Annotated in this window: 16 protein-coding genes; 6 read left to right on the top strand and 10 right to left on the bottom strand. The window is 71.4% G+C overall.

The genetic code is table 11. The features are described 5' to 3' along the window. Positions 1–100: 100 nt before the first annotated feature. Positions 101–2,206 carry an ATP-binding protein gene (locus tag ACGFZK_RS23285; protein ID WP_393850771.1) on the bottom strand — a complete coding sequence of 702 codons (2,106 nt, stop codon included), beginning with the start codon at positions 2,204–2,206 and terminating at the stop codon, positions 101–103. 251 nt (positions 2,207–2,457) lie between these two features. Here ACGFZK_RS23285 and gabT point away from each other — a divergent pair, with 251 nt between their 5' ends. Next, positions 2,458–3,804 (top strand): 4-aminobutyrate--2-oxoglutarate transaminase, encoded by a 1,347-nt coding sequence (gene gabT / locus ACGFZK_RS23280; RefSeq protein ID WP_393850770.1) that lies wholly within the window; start codon positions 2,458–2,460, stop codon positions 3,802–3,804. 394 nt (positions 3,805–4,198) lie between these two features. Continuing rightward, positions 4,199–4,744 carry a phosphatase PAP2 family protein gene (locus ACGFZK_RS23275; RefSeq protein WP_393850769.1) on the top strand — a complete coding sequence of 182 codons (546 nt, stop codon included), beginning with the start codon at positions 4,199–4,201 and terminating at the stop codon, positions 4,742–4,744. On the opposite strand, the gene ACGFZK_RS23270 is transcribed toward ACGFZK_RS23275, so the two are convergent. From ACGFZK_RS23270 to ACGFZK_RS23235, 8 genes are all read right to left on the bottom strand, one after another. After that, positions 4,710–6,473 (bottom strand): chitinase, encoded by a 1,764-nt coding sequence (locus tag ACGFZK_RS23270; RefSeq protein WP_393850818.1) that lies wholly within the window; start codon positions 6,471–6,473, stop codon positions 4,710–4,712. The two genes, ACGFZK_RS23275 and ACGFZK_RS23270, sit on opposite strands and share 35 nt — an antisense overlap. 112 nt (positions 6,474–6,585) lie before the next feature. Beyond that, entirely contained in the window at positions 6,586–7,050 is a 465-nt protein-coding gene (locus tag ACGFZK_RS23265) for a hypothetical protein (protein WP_393850768.1), read from the bottom strand. 197 nt (positions 7,051–7,247) lie between these two features. After that, on the bottom strand, positions 7,248–8,666 hold the full coding sequence (locus ACGFZK_RS23260; protein ID WP_393850767.1) for an NAD(P)/FAD-dependent oxidoreductase: 1,419 nt from the start codon (positions 8,664–8,666) through the stop codon (positions 7,248–7,250). Between the two features lie 42 nt (positions 8,667–8,708). Further along, positions 8,709–9,515, bottom strand: a complete 807-nt coding sequence (locus ACGFZK_RS23255; RefSeq protein ID WP_393850766.1) for an ABC transporter permease — start codon at positions 9,513–9,515, stop codon at positions 8,709–8,711. Beyond that, complete coding sequence (locus ACGFZK_RS23250) at positions 9,515–10,453, bottom strand: ABC transporter permease (RefSeq protein ID WP_393850765.1); 939 nt, start codon at positions 10,451–10,453, stop codon at positions 9,515–9,517. Before ACGFZK_RS23250 ends, ACGFZK_RS23255 begins: the two co-directional genes overlap by 1 nt. Continuing rightward, entirely contained in the window at positions 10,450–11,622 is a 1,173-nt protein-coding gene (locus ACGFZK_RS23245) for an ABC transporter ATP-binding protein (protein WP_393850764.1), read from the bottom strand. The genes ACGFZK_RS23250 and ACGFZK_RS23245 overlap by 4 nt, the downstream gene beginning before the upstream one ends. A gap of 124 nt (positions 11,623–11,746) precedes the next feature. Then, a complete protein-coding gene (locus ACGFZK_RS23240; RefSeq protein ID WP_393850763.1) occupies positions 11,747–12,997 on the bottom strand; it encodes a spermidine/putrescine ABC transporter substrate-binding protein in 1,251 nt (416 codons plus the stop codon). Positions 12,998–13,067: 70 nt separating this feature from the next. Continuing rightward, on the bottom strand, positions 13,068–14,585 hold the full coding sequence (locus ACGFZK_RS23235; protein WP_393850817.1) for a gamma-aminobutyraldehyde dehydrogenase: 1,518 nt from the start codon (positions 14,583–14,585) through the stop codon (positions 13,068–13,070). A gap of 194 nt (positions 14,586–14,779) precedes the next feature. Between ACGFZK_RS23235 and ACGFZK_RS23230 the strand changes: the two genes are divergently transcribed. After that, complete coding sequence (locus ACGFZK_RS23230) at positions 14,780–15,334, top strand: NADAR family protein (RefSeq protein WP_393850762.1); 555 nt, start codon at positions 14,780–14,782, stop codon at positions 15,332–15,334. A gap of 566 nt (positions 15,335–15,900) precedes the next feature. Then, positions 15,901–17,490, top strand: coding sequence for a TROVE domain-containing protein (locus tag ACGFZK_RS23225; RefSeq protein ID WP_393850761.1), 1,590 nt, complete (start codon positions 15,901–15,903; stop codon positions 17,488–17,490). A 10-nt stretch (positions 17,491–17,500) separates the two neighbouring features. Here the strand turns inward: ACGFZK_RS23225 and ACGFZK_RS23220 are convergent, their stop codons facing one another. Further along, positions 17,501–18,175, bottom strand: coding sequence for a DUF4190 domain-containing protein (locus tag ACGFZK_RS23220; RefSeq protein ID WP_393850760.1), 675 nt, complete (start codon positions 18,173–18,175; stop codon positions 17,501–17,503). Between the two features lie 110 nt (positions 18,176–18,285). Between ACGFZK_RS23220 and ACGFZK_RS23215 the strand changes: the two genes are divergently transcribed. Together ACGFZK_RS23215 and ACGFZK_RS23210 are read left to right on the top strand one after the other, a co-directional pair. Next, complete coding sequence (locus ACGFZK_RS23215; protein WP_393850759.1) at positions 18,286–19,311, top strand: adenosine deaminase; 1,026 nt, start codon at positions 18,286–18,288, stop codon at positions 19,309–19,311. A 36-nt stretch (positions 19,312–19,347) separates the two neighbouring features. After that, positions 19,348–20,037 (top strand): glycerophosphodiester phosphodiesterase, encoded by a 690-nt coding sequence (locus ACGFZK_RS23210; RefSeq protein WP_393850758.1) that lies wholly within the window; start codon positions 19,348–19,350, stop codon positions 20,035–20,037. The last annotated feature ends 55 nt before the right edge of the window (positions 20,038–20,092 follow it).

Here is a 20,092-nt window from a genome sequence, read left to right as displayed (position 1 = left end):
CGGAGGACCGGCGGAAGCGGCAGTGACCGCCGATGGTTTTCGCCGTGTCGTATGAACGACTCTCCTCGATTCTGCCACCTCGTACGGTTCGGGGTGCGGGTCAGGCCGTTCCGGCCAGGCGGACCAGCAGCGGAGCCGCCCGTTCCCCGCGCACCGAGGTCAGCGACAGCACCGCGTGTCCCGGCGGCACGGCGTGCGCCAGGTCGGAGGCGGACCAGCGCTCCCGCTCCACCTGCCGCACGGTCACCGCGTCCGTGGTGACCGCCTTGCCGGTGACGAGCTTGCGGAAGGCGTGCATCAGCCGGGTCAGCGGCTGGTCGGCGAAGACGGTGCGGTGGGTGACGTCCCGGGCCTCCACCCACTCGGTGCCCCAGGCCTCGGCGAAGCGCTTGCCGTCCCAGGTGGTGACGCCGGAGAAGGCCATGCGGCAGCCGACCGCGCCGAGCAGCGGCGTCCGCAGCGCCTCCGGTACGTCGTCCAGCGTGCGCAGCGTGAGCAGGACGCCCGCGTGCGCCGAGCGCAGCCGCTGGACGCCCCGCACGGTCTGGGGGGTCAGGGTGTGCGAGGCGTCGTCGAAGGCGAGGAAGGCGAAGAGGGAACGGTCGGTACGGGCGGCAGCAGCGGCGTTGAACTGGGCGAGCAGCAGCCGGGCCAGCATCCGGGAGGCGTCGGCGTGTCCGCGCTCGGGCAGGTCCACGCGGACGCGGATCGGGTGCTCCAGCGCGCGCAGCGAGAAGGGCCGGCCCTGGCCGGTGGTGTCGAAGAAACCGGCGAAGGCGGGCCGGTCCAGCAGGGCCACCCGGTCGGCGAGCGCGGGTCCGGGGTCCGCGGGGGCGCCCTGCTGGCGGGCCCGGGCGTCGAGCTCGCGCAGCATCGCCTGCTGCCCGGCGAGGTCGCGGCGCAGCGCGTCGAGGGCGGCCGGCACCTGGTCGAGCAGTTCGCGCAGCTCGGGCACGGCCGGGAAGCGGTCGTACGCCGCCCGGAACGGCCCGAGGAGCTGGGCGAGGGCGGTCGCGGCCCGGCGTACGTCGATCCCGGGGACGTCCCCGACGAAGCCCTCGGCGAGCAGGGTGGCGGCCTCGTCGGGGTCGGTGGCGCCGCCGTAGAGGTCGAGGTCGTAGACGGAGGCGGGGTCGCCGACCCGGACCACGACGTCGAAGGCGGCGTCGGGCCCGAGCTGGGCTCCGGCGGCCCCGACGGCGACGACGGCGGCCTGGCCGGCGAGCGCCTGGAGCGCGAGCGACTCGACGACGGGCCGCACCAGCTGCTGGGTCTTGCCGGTGCCGGAGGGCCCGACGGCGAGCAGGGAGGTACCGAGCACGTCGGGGTCGAGGGCGAGGGCGGTGCCGCGGCGGGAGTAGGGGTTGCGCGCGCCGTCCTCGACGGTGCCGAGCAGCACCTGCCGGGCCAGCAGGTCGTGCCGGGCGGCCCGCACGGGCAGGTCCCGCGCCCCGGAGGGGTGCGCGCAGGCCCCGGCGCCCTTGTCGCGCACGGCGTCGGCGAAGGCCCGCATGCGTGAGGGGTCGACCCGCACGGAGTCCCACGCCCGCCGGATCCGGGCGTAGTCCACGTCGTTCATCCGCCCACCCCCGGCCTCGGCCTCCAACCGCTCGGCCACCTCCCCCAGCCCGGCCCCCCGCAACTGCGGCCACCGTGCGGGATCGTCCGGGCCGCCCGCCTCGGGACGGGCGGAGTCGGCGGGGAGCGCGGGCTGCACAGCTCGCAGGGCGCGGCTGCGGAGCACCCGGCGGCCCAGTTCGGGCCAGCGGCCGAGGCGCCCGAAGCCGATCACCAGGACGGTGGCGACCACGGCATACCAGATGTAGGAGGCCACGACGGCCGGGAGCGTGCCGGCCCAGGAGTCGGGAGTGAACATGTAGAGGGGCCAGAGCCAGAACCCGCCGAGGTAGCCGTTCCACAGCAGGGACCAGAGCAGCAGCCCCGCGAGCAGGGAGATCAGGGCTCCGCTGACCAGTTGGCGGGTGGGGGTCTCCTCGGGCTCTTCGGCGGCCCGCGGCACGTGCCCGTACGTCCATACGCCCGGCCCGTCCGAGGAGCGGGGGAAGCGCAGCCAGTCGGCCAGGGTCGGGCCGGCCGTCGGCGCGTGCGAGGGCTTCGGGGGAAGGCTCTGCGGCGGCGGGGCGGCCGGTCTCGGGACGTGCCCGACCCGGGGCTGGCGCGTCTCGTGCGTGCCGTCGGTGTCCATGAACCCCTGCCCCCTGCCCGTGCCTGCGCTGCGTCGCTCAATGTAGTTGCCCGGCGTCGGCCATGGGCCCGTACCCGCGCTCCCGATTCGCCGCGCCGTCCACAAGAGGCGTGCCCGCGGCCTTCCTATGGCCGCCGCGGACAAGGACACGCGGTGATCACTACCGAACGGAGCATGCAGGACCGCCGCTCCCGGGCCTAGCCTGCGGACAAAGAGACAAGTGCGTCCGAAAACACCCCCAGGAGCCCTCTATGACCGCTGTCCCGCAGGAGCGCAAGATCGTCACCGCGATCCCCGGCCCCAAGTCGCAGGAGCTGCAGGCCCGCCGCCTCCAGACGGTGGCCGGTGGCGTGGGCTCCGTACTGCCCGTCTTCACGGCCCGCGCGGGCGGCGGCATCATCGAGGACGTCGACGGCAACCGCCTGATCGACTTCGGCTCCGGCATCGCCGTGACCTCGGTCGGCGCCTCCGCCGAGGCCGTCGTGCGCCGCGCCTCCGCGCAGCTCGCCGACTTCACCCACACCTGTTTCATGGTCACCCCCTACGAGGGCTACGTCGAGGTCTGCGAGGCCCTCGCCGAGCTGACCCCGGGCACCCACGCCAAGAAGTCGGCCCTGTTCAACTCCGGCGCCGAGGCCGTCGAGAACGCCGTCAAGATCGCCCGTTCGTACACCAAGCGCCAGGCCGTCGTCGTCTTCGACCACGGCTACCACGGCCGTACGAACCTCACCATGGCGCTGACCGCGAAGAACATGCCGTACAAGCAGGGCTTCGGTCCGTTCGCCCCCGAGGTCTACCGCGTCCCGGTCGCCTACGGCTACCGCTGGCCCACCGGCGCCGAGAACTGCGGCCCCGAGGCCGCCGCCCAGGCGATCGACCAGATCACCAAGCAGATCGGCGCCGACAACGTCGCCGCGATCATCATCGAGCCGGTCCTCGGCGAGGGCGGCTTCATCGAGCCGGCCAAGGGCTTCCTCCCCGCGATCGTGAAGTTCGCCAACGACAACGGCATCGTCTTCGTCGCCGACGAGATCCAGTCCGGCTTCTGCCGCACCGGCCAGTGGTTCGCGTGCGAGGACGAGGGCATCGTCCCGGACCTCATCACCACCGCCAAGGGCATCGCGGGCGGTCTGCCGCTCGCCGCCGTGACCGGCCGCGCCGAGATCATGGACGCCGCCCACGCGGGTGGCCTGGGTGGCACCTACGGCGGTAACCCGGTGGCCTGCGCCGGTGCGCTGGGCTCCATCGCGACCATGAAGGAGCTCGACCTCAACGCCGCGGCGAAGAAGATCGAGTCCGTCATGAAGGCCCGCCTGACGGCCATGCAGGAGAAGTACGACATCATCGGCGACATCCGCGGCCGCGGCGCCATGATCGCGATCGAGCTGGTCAAGGACCCGGTGTCCAAGACCCCGTTCCCGGAGGCGGCCGGCGCGCTCGCCAAGGCCTGCCACGCCGAGGGCCTGCTCGTCCTCACCTGTGGCACTTACGGCAACGTGCTCCGCTTCCTCCCGCCGATCGTCATCGGCGAGGACCTGCTGAACGAGGGCCTGGACCTCATCGAGGCCGCGTTCGCGGCCATCGGCACGGCCATCTGATCGAACGTCTAGAACGTTCGCACGCTGCGACCGGTTCCTACCGGCGGTAACGGGCGGACGCTGTGAAGAAGCTGTGGGGGGCCGATGGCGGGAGCGCGATCCTGCTGTCGGTCCCCCTTCCGCTGCCGTACGGTTTCTGCAGATGAGTGAGACAGCCCGCTCACGGGAAACCGGGGGCGATACCAGTACTGGGCTTCCCCAGCACCGTACTGGACATGCGTTCGCGCACACTCCTCACCGATCGGACAGCCGTTCGCCCCAAACCCCCCGGGGCGGCCGGCAACCCGATCCGGGCGGCCGTCCCGGAACCATCCCCCCTGTTCCGGGACGGCCGGCCACTCCTCTCCTGATCGCCGCGGTCTGCGGCCTCCTCTTCTCCCTGGTCACCTGGCAGGTGCTGGTCTCCGGCCCGCTGCTGACCCCGGATCACGCTCTGAGCCGCGCCCTCGTGCGCACCGCCCCGGACTCCGTCACCGAGCGCCTCTCGGACCTCGGCAACATTCCCGTCGCCGTTCCCGTCCTCGCCCTGGCCATGGCCTACGCGGCGTGGCGCGGGCGCCTCCGCGCCGCCGGGGCCGCGGGCCTGGCCATGGCGCTGGTGCCGGCCCTGGTCATCCCCTTCAAGGAGTGGACCGCCCGGCCGGGCCCGCTGGAGCCCTGGGCCGCCGGCTACTTCCCGTCGGGCCACACCGCCACCGCGGCCGTCGCCTACCTCGGCGCGGCCCTGCTCGTGCGCCCGTACACCCGCCGGGCCTGGCCGACGGCCGTCGCCCTGGTCCTCACGGGGGCGACGGCCGCCGGGCTGATCCTGCGGGGGTGGCACTGGCCGCTGGACGTGGTGGCCAGCCTGCTGATGTGCACTCCCCTGCTGCTCTGCGTGGCGTGGGCCGACCGGGCCGGCCGGATCAGCCGCCGAAGTATCCGTCGAAGTTCCGGCTGAACTCCCAGCCGCCGAAGCGGTCCCAGTTGATCGACCAGGTCATCAGGCCGCGCAGTCCCGGCCAGGTGCCGTGGGTCTGGTAGGTCCCGCAGTCGGTCTTCTTCGTCAGGCAGTTCAGCGCCTTGTTCACCTCGGCCGGCGGGGTGTGTCCGTTGCCCGCGTTGGTCGTGGCCGGGAGGCCGATGGCGACCTGGTCGGGGCGCAGGGCCGGGAAGACCCGGGCGGTGTTCCCGGCGACCGGAAAGCCGGTGAGCAGCATGTCGGTCATGGCGATGTGGAAGTCCGCGCCGCCCATCGAGTGGTACTGGTTGTCGAGGCCCATGATCGAGCCCGAGTTGTAGTCCTGGACGTGGAGCAGCGTGAGGTCGTCGCGCAGTGCGTGGATGACCGGGAGGTACGCGCCGGCGCGCGGGTCCTGGCCGCCCCAGGGGCCGGAGCCGTAGTACTGGTAGCCGAGCTGGACGAAGAAGGTCTCCGGGGCCATGGTCAGGACGAAGTCCGGGCCGTACTTGGCCTTCAGGCTCTTCACGGCCGAGATCAGGTTGACGACCACCGGGGTGATCGGGGCCCGGAAGTCGGTGTCCCCGGTGGCCAGGGACAGGGAGTGACCCTCGAAGTCGATGTCCAGGCCGTTGAGGCCGTACTCATCGATGATCTTGCTGACGGAGGAGACGAAGGTGTCCCGGGCGGCCGTGCTCGCGAGCTGGACCTGGCCGTTCTGGCCGCCGATCGAGATCAGCACCTTCTTGCCGGCCGCCTGCTTGGCCTTGATCGCCGCCTTGAACTCCGCCGGGGATTCGGCGTTCGGGCACTCCGCGACCGGGCAGAGCCGGAAGCGGATGTCGCCCGAGGTCACCGAAGTCGGTTCGCCGAAGGCGAGGTTGACGACGTCCCAGGAGGCGGGTACGTCGGCCATCCGGACGTACCCGGAGCCGTTGGCGAAGCTCGCGTGGAGGTAGCCGACCAGTGCGTGCGCGGGAAGGCCTCCGCCGCCTCCCCCGCCGCCGCCGGGTGTGGTCGCGGAGGCGGGCGCGCTCTGCGGGGACTCGCCCGCCGCGTTCACCGCGCTGACCCGGAAGGTGTAGGTGGTGGCCGGGGCGAGTCCGGTCACGGCCGCCGAGGCCGAGGTGACGGTCAGGGCCGCGGCGCCGTCGCGGCGGACGGTGTACGAGGTCGCGCCCGGTACCGCCGACCAGGAGAGCGCGACCGAGCTCGACGAGGTGGCGGAGGCGGTCAGGCCCGTGGGGGCGGCCGGGAGCTGGGGCTGGCCGGGACCGCCGGGGTCCGGGCCGACCAGGGTGAGGTCGTCGGTGACGTGGGCGGGCTGGCCGTACCAGCCGTGGGTGTGGACCGTTACCGAGGTCGTGGCGGGGCCGGTGCGGAAGGTGGTGGTGAGCTGCTTCCACGCTCCCGGGGACTGCGTCCAGGTGGACACGTCGGTGGTGCCGGTCCCGGTCGCGCCGAGGTAGACGTACGCCCCCTGCACCCAGGCACCGAGCGTGTACGTCGAGTCGGGCTTGACGGCGACGGTCTGGGCGCAGCGGGCGTTGTCCTGGCCGGCCGGGGTGGCTCTGAGGGCGGAACTTCCGCCGTGGACGGGCGTGGTGACGACGCCTCCGCTGCCGCCCGAGCAACTCCAGCCGTCGAGTCCGGCCTCGAAACCGCCGTTGCGCACGAGGTCGGCGTCGGCCGCCGCGGCGGGCGGCCCCGCGGCGAGGAAGCCGGCCACCGCGAGGGCGGTGGCCGTGAGGAAGGGGAGGGCTCTGCGCACAACTGCCTCCGGTGCATGGGGGGATGGAGGGGGTCAGCGGCGCTTAAGATGGTCCAGACCAATGCCCTTGTCAAGACTTCCGGCCCTCCTTCGCCAGCACGCGCGCGGCCGCCTCGTGCATCGCGAGCTCCAGGAGGACCGGGTCGGTGAGCGTCCCCTCGCCGTCCGGGAGCACCAGCCAGCGCACCCCGCCGGTCGCCCGCCCGGGATAGGGGACCACGATCCAGGTCCCGCGCCCCGCGCCCCGTACGCCCGTGCCGAGCCAGCGGGACGCCGTGCCCTGGGGCACGAAGAAGCCCAGCCGGGAGTCACCGAAGTCGGTGAGCACCGGGCCGGGCCGGTCGAGGAGCAGGCGGAGCACGTCGAAGGTGGGCCGCCCGAGCTCCCCGGGCAGGATCAGCACGTCCCAGCGCCGGCCGGCGGGCAGGAGGGCGACCCCGAGGGGGTTGCGCTCCCACTCCCACCGGCAGGCGTCCGGATCCGGCGCCACCGATACAAGCCATTCCACTGCCGTCTTGGTCCCCGGGATCGCCATCGCCCGGCCTCCGTTCCTGTAGGTGAGTGGTCCTCACCTGGAGAGAGCGGGGCCGGGCGCGGGTATGACGCGGGTTTCGTTACTCCATGGTAGTGAATCGGGTCACACGGTGACGGCACCCTGCGCCGGAGCGCACGGCTGCCGTGCGCACGGCGGCGGACTCCCCGGAAGGGAGCGGTCCACCGGAAGGGAGCGGTCTAGCTGTCGAAGCCGAGGCCGAACCGGTCCAGCGTCTTGAGCCACAGGTTCCGGTGTCCCCCGCGGGCGTCCGCACGGGCCAGCGACCACTTGGTGAGCGCGATCCCGGTCCAGGCGAAGGGCTCGGGCGGGAACGGCATGGGCTTGGACTTCACCATCTCGAGCCGAGTGCGCTCCGTGGTGAGCCCGTCCAGCAGGTCCAGCATCACGTCGGCGCCGAACCGGGTGGCCCCCACGCCGAGGCCGGTGTAACCGGCCGCGTAGGCCACCTTCCCCGAGTGCGCGGTGCCGAAGAAGGCGGAGAAGCGCGAGCAGGTGTCGATGGCGCCGCCCCAGGCATGGCTGAACCTCAGTCCCTCCAGCTGCGGGAAGGCGGTGAAGAAGTGCTCCGCGAGCCGCAGGTACGTCTCGGGGCGGTGGTCGTACTCGGAGTCGAGCTTGCCCCGGTAGGGGTAGATCGCGTCGTAGCCGCCCCACAGGATCCGGTTGTCGCGGGTGATCCGGAAGTAGTGGAACTGGTTGGCGCTGTCGCCGAGCCCCTGCCGCCGCTTCCAGCCGACCGCGGCCAGCTGGGCCTCGTCGAGCGGCTCGCTCATCAGCGCGTAGTCGTAGACGGGGACGGTGAACGGGCGCACCCGCCGGACCAGCGAGGGGAAGATGTTGGTGCCGAGGGCGACCCGGCGCGCGAGGATCGTGCCGTAGGGGGTCGTCACGGTCATCCCGGCGCCGGCCGCGGCCAGCTTGAGGCCCCGGGTGTTCTCGTAGATCCGCACCCCGAGCTCCAGGCAGGCCCGCTTGAGGCCCCAGGCCAGCTTCGCCGGATTGAGCATGGCGACGCCGTCGCGGTCCCAGAGTCCTGCGAGGAAGGTCGGGGAGTCGACCTCGGCACGCACCGCGTCGCCGTCCAGCCATTCGGAGCCGTCGGCGAGACCGAGGCGCAGCGCCTCCTCGTGCAGTTCGCGCAGCTCCTCGACCTGGTGCGGCTCGGTGGCGACGTCGATCTCGCCGGTCCGCTCGAACTCGCAGTCGATGCCGTACCGGGCGACGGCCTCCTCGATGGCATCGAGGTTGCGGGCGCCCAGCTCCTCCAGCTTGGCCAGCTCGTCCGGCCAGCGGGCCAGCCCGTTGCTCAGGCCGTGGGTGAGGGAGGCGGCGCAGAATCCGCCGTTGCGGCCGGAGGCGGCCCAGCCCGCCTCCTTGCTCTCGATCAGTACGACGTCCCGCCCGGGGTCGCGCTCCTTGGCGAGCAGCGCGGTCCACAGCCCGCTGTAGCCGCCGCCGATGACCAGCAGGTCGCATCGCTCGTCGGAGGTGAGCGCCGGCTCGGCGGCGGGCTTGCCGGGGTCGTCCAGCCAGTACGAGACCGGCTTCGCTTCGGAAAGGGATTTCGCAACACTACGCATGGCGACTGGGGCCATGGCTTCCAACTCCCTACGGAACTGATGACGTGCTTTTCCGAACTACTTCGGTTGTGCCTTCTTGCGGCGGTTGCCGACCATCTGGCCGGCGAGGACCACCAGGACCGCGATGACGAACATCGCCGTGCCGATGACGTTGATCTGCACGGGCGTACCGCGCTGGGCCGATCCCCACACGAACATGGGGAAGGTGACGGTGTTGCCCGAGTTGAAGTTGGTGATGATGAAGTCGTCGAAGGAGAGCGCGAAGGAGAGCAGCGCTCCCGCCGCGATACCGGGGGCCGCGATCGGCAGGGTGACCCGTACGAAGGTCTGCACCGGCCCGGCGTAGAGGTCGCGGGCGGCCTCCTCCAGCCGCGGGTCCATGGACAGGACACGTGCCTTGACCGCGGCGACGACGAAGCTGAGGCAGAACATGATGTGCGCGATCAGGATCGTCCAGAAGCCCAGCTGGATGCCCATGTTGAGGAAGAGCGCGAGCAGCGAGGCCGCCATCACGATCTCGGGCATGGCCATGGGCAGGAAGATCAGCGAGTTGACCGCCCCGCGCCCCCGGAAGCGGTAGCGGACCATCGCGAAGGCGATGGCGGTGCCCAGCGCGGTGGCGACGAGCGTGGCCCACAGCGCGATCTGGAGCGAGAGGGACAGCGAGCCGCACAGGTCGGCGACCCCGCACGGGTCCTTCCACGCGTCGAGGGAGAACTCCTGCCAGGCGTAGTTGAAGCGCCCGGTGGGGTTGTTGAAGGAGAAGACGGTGACGACGACGTTCGGCAGGATCATGTACGCGAGCGTGCCGAGGCCCGCGATGACGACCAGATTGCGCCGGAGCCAGGCAAGGGAATTGCGCATCAGACCAGGTCCTCCGTCCCCGCTCGGCGGATGTAGATGGTGACCATGATCAGCACGATGGCCATGAGAATGAAGGACAGCGCGGCCGCCGTCGGGTAGTCGAGGATCCGCAGGTACTGCGACTGGATGACGTTGCCGATCATCCGGGTGTCCGTGGACCCGAGCAGCTCGGCGTTCACGTAGTCGCCGCTCGCCGGGATGAAGGTGAGCAGGGTCCCGGAGACCACGCCCGGCATGGAGAGCGGGAAGGTCACCTTCCGGAAGACCGTGGCGGGGCGGGCGTACAGGTCCCCGGCCGCCTCGTGGAGGCGGGTGTCGATGCGCTCCAGCGAGGAGTACAGCGGCAGGATCATGAAGGGGAGGAAGTTGTACGTCAGACCGCAGACCACCGCGAGCGGCGTGGCCAGCACCCGGTCCCCCTCGGTCATGCCGAGCCAGCTGGTGACGTCGAGGAAGCCGATGTTGTTGAGGACGGCGACCACCGGACCGCCGTCGGCCAGGATCGTCTTCCAGGCCAGCGTGCGGATCAGGAAGCTGGTGAAGAACGGGGCGATGACCAGGACGAGGAGCAGGTTGCGCCAGCGGCCCGCCTTGAAGGCGATCAGGTAGGCCAGCGGATACCCGAGCAGCAGGCACAGCACGGTCGCGGTGCCGGCGTAGAGCAGGGAGCGCAGGAACTGCGGGTAGTACTCGGTGAAGGCGTCCCAGTAGGTCTGGAAGTGCCAGGTGACCTGGAAGCCCTCCTCGAGGGAGCCGGTCTGCACCGAGGTGGAGGCCTGGTAGACCATCGGCAGCACGAAGAACACCAGCAGCCACAGGATGCCGGGGAGCAGCAGCCAGTACGGGATCAGCCGCTTGCGCAGGGACGCCTTGTGCACCGGGGGTTCGGCGGGGGCGGGCGCCTTTGGCGGCGCTGTATCCGTAGCGGGGCTGGTCATGCGCTCTCCTCCACCGTCTCGATGCCCGCGTCGATGTCCTGGGCCGCATCCAGGCCGAAGGTGTGCTCCGGGTTCCAGTGCAGGATCACCTCGGCGCCCGGCACCAGGCGGCTGTCCCGCTCAATGTTCTGGGCGTACACCTCCAGCTCCGGACAGACCTGGCTGTCGATGACGTACTGCGTGGAGACGCCGATGAAGGAGGAGTCGGCTATCCGACCGGTGATCTTGTTGCGGCCGGTCGCGATGGTGTGTTCCTCGTCCGCGTGGACCAGGGAGATCTTCTCGGGACGCACCCCGACCAGGAGCTTGCCGCCCGTACGGGGGGTGGTCGCGCAGCGGGCGGCGGGCAGCCGCAGGACGGCGCCGGAGGCGGATACGACGATCTCGGATCCCGAGCCGGCGGCCGCGCCGGTGCCGGCGGTCTCCACGGTGGCCTCGATGAGGTTGGAGGTGCCGAGGAAGTTGGCGACGAAGGTGGTGCCCGGGTTCTCGTACAGGTCGGCGGGGGCTCCGAGCTGCTCGACGCGGCCGCCGTTCATCACGGCGACCGTGTCGGCCATGGTCATGGCCTCCTCCTGGTCGTGCGTGACGTGCACGAAGGTGATGCCGACCTCGGTCTGGATCCGCTTGAGCTCCAGTTGCATCTGGCGGCGCAGCTTGAGGTCGAGGGCGCCGAGCGGCTCGTCGAGGAGCAGCACCTGCGGGTGGTTGATCAGCGCCCGGGCGACGGCGACGCGCTGCTGCTGGCCGCCGGAGAGCTGGTGCGGCTTGCGCTGGGCGAACTGGCCGAGCTGGACCAGCTCCAGCATGTCGTCGACCTGTTTCTTGACCGACTTGATGCCGCGGCGGCGCAGCCCGAAGGCGACGTTCTCGAAGATGTTCAGGTGCGGGAAGAGCGCGTAGCTCTGGAAGACCGTGTTGACCGGGCGCTTGTACGGCTGCAGGTCGGTGACCTCCCGGTCGCCGAGGTGGACCGTGCCGGTGGAGGGCTCCTCCAGGCCGGCGATCATGCGCAGGGTGGTGGTCTTCCCGCAGCCCGAGGCGCCGAGCAGGGCGAAGAAGGAGCCCTGGGGGATGGTGAGATCCAGCGGGTGCACGGCGGTGAAGGTGCCGTAGTGCTTGCTGATCCCGGAGAGGCGGACGTCGCCGCCCGCGGTCTTGTCAGTCATGGATGGTCCCGGGGTTGGGTGGGGCAAGGGGTCGAAGGCTCGGCGGAGCCGGCCGGGCCGCGCCGCCGCCGAAGGGGTCCGGCGGTCGGCGCCCCGGTCCGGCGGGCTCGCCGCGAGGCGTGCGTCAGGCGCCGATGAGCTTGGCGAACTTCTCCTCGTACGCCGTCTCTTCCTCGCTGGAGAGGGAGCGGAAGGCGCGGGCCTTGGCGGCCATCGCCTTGTCCGGGACGATCAGGGGGTTGTCCGCGAGCTCGGGATCGATCTTGGCCAGCTCGTCCTTGACGCCCTCGACCGGGCAGACGTAGCTGATGTACGCGGCCAGCTGGGCGGCGACCGGCGGCTCGTAGTAGAAGTCGATGAGCTTCTCCGCGTTGGCCTTGTGCCGGGCGTTGGCGGGGACCAGGAGGTTGTCGCTGGAGGTGATGTATCCGGGGGCGGGGATGGCGTACTTGATGTCCGGGTTGCCGGCCTGGAGCTGGATGATGTCCCCGGCCCAGGCGAGGCAGGCGGCGAGGTCGCCCTTGTCGAGGTCGGAGGTGTAGTCGTTGCCGGTGAAGCGGCGGATCTGGTTCTTGTCCACGCCCTTCTGGAGCCGGCCGACGGCCTCGTCGAAGTCGGCGGTGGTGAAGGTCGCCGGGTCCTTGCCCTGGTCGAGCAGGGTCATGCCGACGGTGTCGCGCATCTCCGTGAGGAACCCGACGCGGCCCTTGAGGGAGGGGTCGTCGAGCATCTGGGTGACGGAGTCGACCTTCTTGCCGCCGGTCGCCTTCTCGTTGTAGGCGATGACCGTGTCGATGCCGGTCCAGGGGTAGCTGTAGGCGCGTCCCGGGTCCCAGTCGGGGGTGCGGAACTGCGGGATCAGGTTGGCGTAGGCGTGCGGGAGGTGCGAGGGGTCCAGCTTCTGGGCCCAGCCGAGCCGGATGATGCGGGCGGCGAGCCAGTCGGTGACGACGATCAGGTCGCGGCCGGTGTCCTGGCCGGCCGCGAGCTGGGGGCGGATCTTGCCGAAGAACTCGACGTTGTCGTTGATGTCCTCGGTGTACTTGACCTTGATCCCGGTCCGCTTGGTGAACTCCTCCAGCGTGGGACGGGTCTTCTCGTCCTCGCTGGTGTCCATGTACTCGGTCCAGTTGGAGAAGTTGATCTCCTTCTCCCCGGCCGAGTGGTCATCGGAGGCCACCGCCGCGTCGCCCGCGCGTTTGGCGGGCGGAATCCCGCACCCGGTGAGGGCGGACAGCCCTCCGAGGGTGAGCGCTCCGACGCCGGAGGCGCGCAGCAGCGAGCGGCGGGTGAGGGCGCCGCGCCCGCTGGTGATGCTGCGCCGCATCGCGGCGAGTTGCGCCGCCGAGAGGCGGTCGGGCTCGAACTGCTCCATGCGCTGTGCCCTTTCGGGAGGTGTACCGCTGGTCAGGCGGTGGGCCCACGCGGCGATGAGCCGCAGATGGTTACGGACGGTCCCCGAAGATCGTGCGGTGCCAGTCCTTCGCGGCTACCGCGGTGTTGTCGTACATCACGTGCTTGACCTGCGTGTACTCCTCGAAGGAGTAGGCCGACATGTCCTTTCCGAAGCCGCTGGCCTTGTAGCCCCCGTGGGGCATCTCGCTGATGATCGGGATGTGGTCGTTGACCCAGACACAGCCCGCCTTGATCTCGCGGGTGGCCCGGTTCGCCCGGTAGAGGTCACGGCTCCAGGCGGAGGCCGCGAGTCCGTACGGGGTGTCGTTGGCCAGCGCGATGCCCTCGTCGTCGGTGTCGAAGGGCAGGACGACGAGGACCGGGCCGAAGATCTCGGACTGGACCACCTCGCTGTCCTGTGCGGCGCCGGCGATGAGGGTGGGCCGGTAGTACGCACCCTGCGCCAGGTCCCCCGCCGGGATCTCGCCGCCGGTGACGACGGTGGCGTAGGCGCGGGCGCGCTCGACGAACCCGGCGACCCGGTCGCGCTGGGCGTGCGAGACCAGCGGGCCCAGGTCGGTGGTGGGCGCGAAGGGGTCGCCGAGGCGGACGGTCTCCATCAGCTCGGCCACCCGGGCGACGAAGGCGTCGTGCAGGGGGCGCTGGACGTAGGCACGGGTGGCGGCCGTGCAGTCCTGGCCGGTGTTGATGAGGGAGGCGGCGACGGCGCCGTGCGCGGCGGCCTCCAGGTCGGCGTCGTCGAAGACGAGGAAGGGGGCCTTGCCGCCGAGCTCCAGGTGGAGCCGCTTGACGGTGGCGGTGGCGATCTCGGCGACCCGCTTGCCGACGGCGGTGGAGCCGGTGAAGGAGGTCATCACCACGTCGGGGTGGCCCACCAGGTGTTCTCCGGCCTCGCGGCCGGCGCCGGTGACGATGTTGATCACGCCGTCGGGCAGGCCCGCGTCCTTGGCCGCCTGCGCGAACATCAACGAGGTCAGCGGGGTGAGCTCGGCGGGCTTGAGGACGATGGTGTTGCCCGCGGCGATCGCCGGGAGGATCTTCCAGGCGGCCATCTGGAGCGGATAGTTCCAGGGCGCGATCGAGCCGACGACCCCGATGGCCTCACGGCGTACGCAGGAGGTGTGGTCGCCCGAGTACTCGGCGGCCGCCTGCCCCTGGAGGTGGCGGGCCGCGCCCGCGAAGAAGGCGGTGTTGTCGATGGTCCCCGGCACGTCGAACTCCGTGGACAGCTTGATCGGCTTGCCGCACTGGAGGGACTCGGCGTACGCGAAGTCATCGGCCTGCTCGGCCAGGACGGCGGCCAGCCGGTGCAGGGCGTCCGAACGCTCGCCCGGGGTGGCCCCGGACCAGCCCGGGAAGGCCCTCTTGGCGGCGGCGACGGCCTCGTCGACGTCCGCGGTGCTCGCGAGCGCGTAGGTGAGGACCTCGTCGCCGGTCGCCGGGTCGATCACCGTGTGTGACCGACCCGAGGTGCCGGACCTCAGCTGCCCGTCGATGTACTGCGCGCCGTCTGCGAAGCGGTCTTTGACCTGGAAGCGGTTGCCCATCACGCTCTCACGCTCTCCGTAGCTACAGTTCGAGCTACAGCTCGAATTGAGTGCCGATCCTGACAGAGGTGGTGCCCTCGGCCAAGTGATTCCGTTGTTGCCTTTTGATTACGCGACGGAATCGGTCGACCATGTGTCGAGGCACACCGAAAATCCCGTACGAAGTGTCAGTGGCGACTGCCAGACTCGCGTGCATGGAGATGATCGACGATCTGATCAAGCAGGTCAGCCGTGGTGAACGGGTGAAGTACCTGCCGTTCTGGGGGCACCGGCCGCAGCCGGACGGCAGGCTCGGCCCGAGCTGTCTGAGCCAGTGGTGGCCTGCTGACTTCACTGTCGGTGACGTCCGGTATGCGACCGCGGAACACTGGATGATGGCGGGCAAGGCCCGGCTGTTCGGGGACGCCGGGGCGGAGCGCGCCGCGCTGGAGGCGAAGAGCCCGGCGGCCGCGAAGAAGGTCGGGCGCCTCGTGCGGGGCTTCGACGACGCGATATGGAAGCGCGAGCGGTTCGCCCTGGTGGTGGAGGGCAGCGTGCACAAGTTCGGGTCCGACCCGGCGCTGCGCGGGTACCTGCTGGGCACCGGAAACCGGGTGCTGGTGGAGGCGAGCCCGATGGACCGGATCTGGGGCATCGGGCTGGCGGCCGACGACGAGCGCGCCCTGGACCCGGCACGCTGGCGCGGGCTGAATCTGCTGGGCTTCGCCCTCATGGAGGCCCGGGAGCAGCTGCGCGGGGCCGGCGCGTAACGGAGCGGCGCCGGGTCCCCGTGGCCGGGCTGATCCGGGTCCCGCCGGCGCGGGGCGCCGCCGCGGGCCGGGTCATGGTCGCGACGCTGCTGTCGGCGGCGGGCGTCCGAGCGGGAAGTATTGCGTGGCGGGCACCGGACGGGGTGTTCTAACGTGATCCTCGTCCAGGTGCGCAGGCGAGACTTCCTTCGAGTGTCGCGGGTTCGACTCCCGTCACCGGCTCCGGCCGGTGTAGCTCAGTGGGTAGAGCACCGCATGGTTTCGCCGACGTTGTTCTCTGGACACTTGACGTCACGCACCTCCCGGTGCGCGGGCTGCGGCTCCTTCCTTTCAGAGAATCCAAGCCGCCGCCACCTTGATCTCGGGAGGCACGCGTGCGGGATGCCCGGTGCGCAGGCAACGGTTACTTCTCCTAACCAGCGGGTCGCGGGTTCGAGTCCCGCCCGGCTCCGGCCGGTAGCTCAGATGGTGAGAGCAGCTGGCACAAGTCCGTCGCCGACTTCCGATCTCGGGCATTCCGCACGTCACGCCTCTCCCCAGTTGTCTTTGAATTCGGGGGGATTCACATGGCCCGCTTCAACCTGCGCCCGTCCCGGCCGGCGACCGCCCGGCCCACGTCGCCCGTCCGCTCGGCCGGACCCGCCCGCACCCACCAGGGCGGGCCGGGCCACCTGCGCGACCCGCGCTCGGAGCTGTTCCTGCTCGCGGTCGCCAACTTCGTGACGCAGCAGACGGCGTACGAGAGCGGCGAGGCGCGCGACGACCGCTTCGCGGCGCTCGTGCGCACCCTCGCCGTCGAGGATCCCGTCTGGACGGCCGGCCTGCTGGGCTGGCTCCGCGGGGACGCGAACATGCGGACCGCCTCGCTCGTCGGCGCCGCCGAGTACGTGAAGGCGCGGCTCGACGCGGGCGCCACCGACGGGCCTTCGAACCGCCAGGTCGTGGACTCCGTTCTGCGGCGCGCGGACGAGCCCGGTGAGCTGCTGGCCTACTGGACGGCGACGCACGGGCGCAACGTGCCCAAGCCCGTCAAGCGCGGCATCGCCGACGCCGTGCGCCGGCTCTACTCCGGCACCTCGCTGCTGAAGTACGACACCGACTCCAGGGCCTTCCGCTTCGGTGACGTCCTCAACCTCGTCCACGCCTCCCCCGACCCGGCCAAGCCCTGGCAGGGCGAGCTGTTCCGCTACGCCCTCGACCGCCGGCACAACCCGGAGAGCGCGCAGGCGCCGGCGGGCAACCGCACCCTCACGGCCCACCGGGCACTCATGGAGCTGCCGGTGGAGGAGCGCCGGGCGCAGGTCACCGCCCCGGACGCCGCCGAGCGGCTCGCGGAGGCGGGCATGACCTGGGAGGCGCTGGCCGGTTGGCTGCAGGGGCCGATGGACGCGGCCGCCTGGGAGGCGGTCATCCCGTCCATGGGTGCGATGGCGCTGCTGCGCAACCTGCGCAACTTCGACCAGGCCGGGGTCTCGGACACGGTGGCCGCCCAGGTCGCGGCGAAGATCTCCGACCCGGAGGTCGTCGCCCGGTCCCGGCAGTTCCCCTTCCGCTACCTGGCCGCCCATCAGCACGCGCCCTCGCTGCGCTGGGCGTACCCGCTGGAGCAGGCGCTCGGCCACTCGCTGGCCAACGTACCGGCGCTGCCCGGCCGGACCCTGGTCCTCGTGGACCGGTCCGGGTCGATGTGGTCCCCGCTGTCGGACCGCTCCCAGCTCAACCGGGCGGACGCCGCGGCCATTTTCGGTGCGGCGCTGGCGCTGCGGGCCGAGCGGGCCGACCTGGTGCAGTTCGGTACGACCAGCCAGGCGGTCCGGTGCCGCCGGGGCGAGTCCGTACTGAAGGTGCTGGAGCGGTTCGGGGAGCTCGGGGGGACCTACACGGCCAAGGCCGTGAAGAAGCACTACCGGGACCACGACCGGGTGTTGATCGTCACCGACGAGCAGGCCGCCTCGTACGGCCACGGCGGCGATCCGACGGTCGAGGTGCCGTCCACGGTGCCGGTCTACACCTGGAACCTGGCCGGCTACCGGGTGGGGCACGCGCCCTCCGGCGGCGCGAACCGGCACGCCTTCGGCGGGCTCACGGACGGGGCCTTCCGGATGGTCTCCCTGATCGAGGCCGGCCGTGACGCCCACTGGCCGTGGGTGTCGTGAGGCGGCCCGGTCAGACCTTCTCGCGCACCTGCGAGTTGTCGTAGGGGCTGTCGTAGTGCGAGTCGCGGGCCGGACCCTGGTCCGTGAAATCGGCGAACATGACCGCGATCATCACGGCGCCCAGCGCGATGCCGATCGCGCCCAGGATGATGCCGGCGAGCGCCATCCCGCCGTTGTCGGCCTCGCCGCGGCTCGCCTTGCCGCGGCCCAGGGCGCCGAAGACGACCGCGGCTATGCCGAGGCCGATCGCCACGAAGCTGGTGATGCAGCCGACGACCGCCAGGATGCCGAGCACGAGCGCGGTCACGCCGAAGCCGTTGCTGCGCGGGGCCCCGTAGGGCGGGTACGGGCCCTGGCCCGGGTATCCCGGATACCCGGCGTATCCGGGATACCCGGGGTAGCCCGCGTCGCCGGGGTACCCGTAGCCGGGCTGGGCCGGGTACCCGTACGCCGGCGGTGCGGGCGGCCCGGTCATCGGCATCGGGGTCAGGGTGGGTATCGGAGCCGTGATCGAGGTCGGCACGGACGAAGGGAACTGGTCGCCCGGCATCCCGGCGAGCGTCGGCTGGTCGTGCACGGACGGCGGGCCCGGCGCGGCCGGGGTGTCCTGCGATGTGCCCAGCTCGACCGCCGGCCGCTCCAGCGGCGCCCACGGGTCTCGCGACTCGGGACTCCTGTCGGTCATACGGCGCCCCCCTCTCGTACAGCCATGCTAAGCGCTGCCACCGACAGTCACGGGCGTGCCTACGATGATTCCCGACCTGCCCGCACCCGCGTCCTCCCGGAGGCACCCCCATGACCGACCTGCACCCCTTCATCGCGGGGCTGCCCAAGGCCGAACTCCACGTCCACCACGTCGGCTCGGCATCCCCGCGCATCGTGGCCGAGCTCGCCTCCCGGCACCCCGACTCGAAGGTCCCCACCGATCCCGAGGCCCTCGCCGACTACTTCACCTTCACCGACTTCGCGCACTTCATCGAGGTCTACCTGTCGGTGGTCGACCTGGTCCGCACCCCGGACGACGTCCGCACCCTCACCTTCGAAGTCGCCCGCGACATGGCCCGGCAGAACATCCGCTACGCCGAGCTGACCATCACCCCGTACTCCTCCACCCGCCGCGGCATCGACGAGAAGGCCTTCATGCAGGCCATCGAGGACGCCCGCAGGGACGCCGAGCGCGACCTCGGCGTCATCCTGCGCTGGTGCTTCGACATCCCGGGCGAGGCCGGCCTGGAGGCCGCCGCCGAGACCGCCCGGCTCGCCGTCGACCTGCACCCCGAGGGCCTGGTCTCCTTCGGCCTCGGCGGCCCCGAGATCGGCGTCCCGCGCCCGCAGTTCAAGCCGTACTTCGACGCGGCCCGCGCCGCCGGCCTGCGCAGCGTCCCGCACGCCGGAGAGACCACCGGCCCGGAGACGATCTGGGACGCCATCCGCGAGCTGGGCGCCGAGCGCATCGGCCACGGCACCAGCGCCACCCAGGACCCGGAGCTGCTCGCGTACCTCGCCGAGCACCGGATCGCGCTGGAGGTCTGTCCGACCTCCAACATCGCCACCCGCGCGGTGACCGACCTCGACCTTCACCCGGTCAAGGAGATGGTGGCCGCGGGCGTCCTCGTCACCATCAACAGCGACGACCCGCCGATGTTCGGATCCGACCTCAACAACGAGTACGCGGTGGCCGCCCGCCTCCTCGATCTCGACGAGCACGGGCTCGCACAGCTCGCCAAGAACGCCGTCGAGGCCTCCTTCCTGGACCCGGCCGGCAAGGCGAAGATCAACGCGGAGATCGACACGTACACCGCCGAATGGCTCGCGCGCTGACCTCGTCCCGGCAACTGCGCCCCCGACAATGGGGACATGAGCACTCTGACTGCCGTCGGCCACCGCGGCGATCCCTACCGTGTCCGTGAGAACACCCTCGGCTCGATCCGCTCCGCGTTCGCGCGCGGGGCGGACGCCGTCGAGATCGACGTCCGGCTGACCCGTGACGGGGTGCCGGTCCTGCTCCACGACGCGACGCTCGAACGGCTGTGGGGTTACGACGTCCGCCTCGACGACGTCACGGCCCCACAGCTCAGGGAGCTGACGCAGGGCGGGGTTCCGACGCTGCGCGACGCCCTGATGACCGCCGGGGCGGGCCGGCTGATGCTCGACCTCCCCGGGGCCACGCCCGAGGCGGTACGCACCGTCGTGGGCCAGGTCCGCGAGTGCGGGGCGCGCGAGCGCACGTACTACTGCGCGGGCCCGCGCACGATGCTGGCGGTCCGCGCCGCCGATCCGGGCGCGGAGATCGCGCTGACCTGGACCACGCTGTCGCCGCCGCGGCGGGTGCTGATCGATGCCGTGACGCCGCGCTGGCTCAACTACCGCTTCGGGCTGGTGAGCCGGGAGCTGGTGGACGCGCTCCGCCGGGACGGCCTGCTGGTGTCGGCCTGGACCGCGGACACCAAGCGGACGATGAAGGGCCTGGTCGCGTCCGGGGTCGACTCGATCACCACGAACCGCCTGGACGTGCTGACGGCCGTACGAGCCGGACTCGGGCGGTGATACGGGCCCTCGGAGAGCGCATCCGCAGCTCCGATCCCCGTCGGCAGGACCTGGG

The sequence above is a fragment of the Streptomyces sp. NPDC048257 genome (genome assembly GCF_043201855.1).
GTDB lineage: Bacteria > Actinomycetota > Actinomycetes > Streptomycetales > Streptomycetaceae > Streptomyces.
The sequence above is the reverse complement of the archived record's forward strand: the minus strand, read 5'-3'. Positions and strand labels throughout refer to the sequence as shown.

Excerpts from the sequence above, each read along its gene's own strand:
- ACGFZK_RS23285 (WP_393850771.1), bottom strand. The coding sequence starts at position 2,206 with ATGGACACCGACGGCACGCACGAGACGCGCCAGCCCCGGGTCGGGCAC.
- gabT (WP_393850770.1), top strand. The coding sequence starts at position 2,458 with ATGACCGCTGTCCCGCAGGAGCGCAAGATCGTCACCGCGATCCCCGGC.
- ACGFZK_RS23265 (WP_393850768.1), bottom strand. The coding sequence starts at position 7,050 with ATGGCGATCCCGGGGACCAAGACGGCAGTGGAATGGCTTGTATCGGTG.
- ACGFZK_RS23260 (WP_393850767.1), bottom strand. The coding sequence starts at position 8,666 with ATGGCCCCAGTCGCCATGCGTAGTGTTGCGAAATCCCTTTCCGAAGCG.
- ACGFZK_RS23255 (WP_393850766.1), bottom strand. The coding sequence starts at position 9,515 with ATGCGCAATTCCCTTGCCTGGCTCCGGCGCAATCTGGTCGTCATCGCG.
- ACGFZK_RS23250 (WP_393850765.1), bottom strand. The coding sequence starts at position 10,453 with ATGACCAGCCCCGCTACGGATACAGCGCCGCCAAAGGCGCCCGCCCCC.
- ACGFZK_RS23245 (WP_393850764.1), bottom strand. The coding sequence starts at position 11,622 with ATGACTGACAAGACCGCGGGCGGCGACGTCCGCCTCTCCGGGATCAGC.
- ACGFZK_RS23240 (WP_393850763.1), bottom strand. The coding sequence starts at position 12,997 with ATGGAGCAGTTCGAGCCCGACCGCCTCTCGGCGGCGCAACTCGCCGCG.
- ACGFZK_RS23235 (WP_393850817.1), bottom strand. The coding sequence starts at position 14,585 with ATGGGCAACCGCTTCCAGGTCAAAGACCGCTTCGCAGACGGCGCGCAG.
- ACGFZK_RS23230 (WP_393850762.1), top strand. The coding sequence starts at position 14,780 with ATGGAGATGATCGACGATCTGATCAAGCAGGTCAGCCGTGGTGAACGG.
- ACGFZK_RS23225 (WP_393850761.1), top strand. The coding sequence starts at position 15,901 with ATGGCCCGCTTCAACCTGCGCCCGTCCCGGCCGGCGACCGCCCGGCCC.
- ACGFZK_RS23220 (WP_393850760.1), bottom strand. The coding sequence starts at position 18,175 with ATGACCGACAGGAGTCCCGAGTCGCGAGACCCGTGGGCGCCGCTGGAG.
- ACGFZK_RS23215 (WP_393850759.1), top strand. The coding sequence starts at position 18,286 with ATGACCGACCTGCACCCCTTCATCGCGGGGCTGCCCAAGGCCGAACTC.
- ACGFZK_RS23210 (WP_393850758.1), top strand. The coding sequence starts at position 19,348 with ATGAGCACTCTGACTGCCGTCGGCCACCGCGGCGATCCCTACCGTGTC.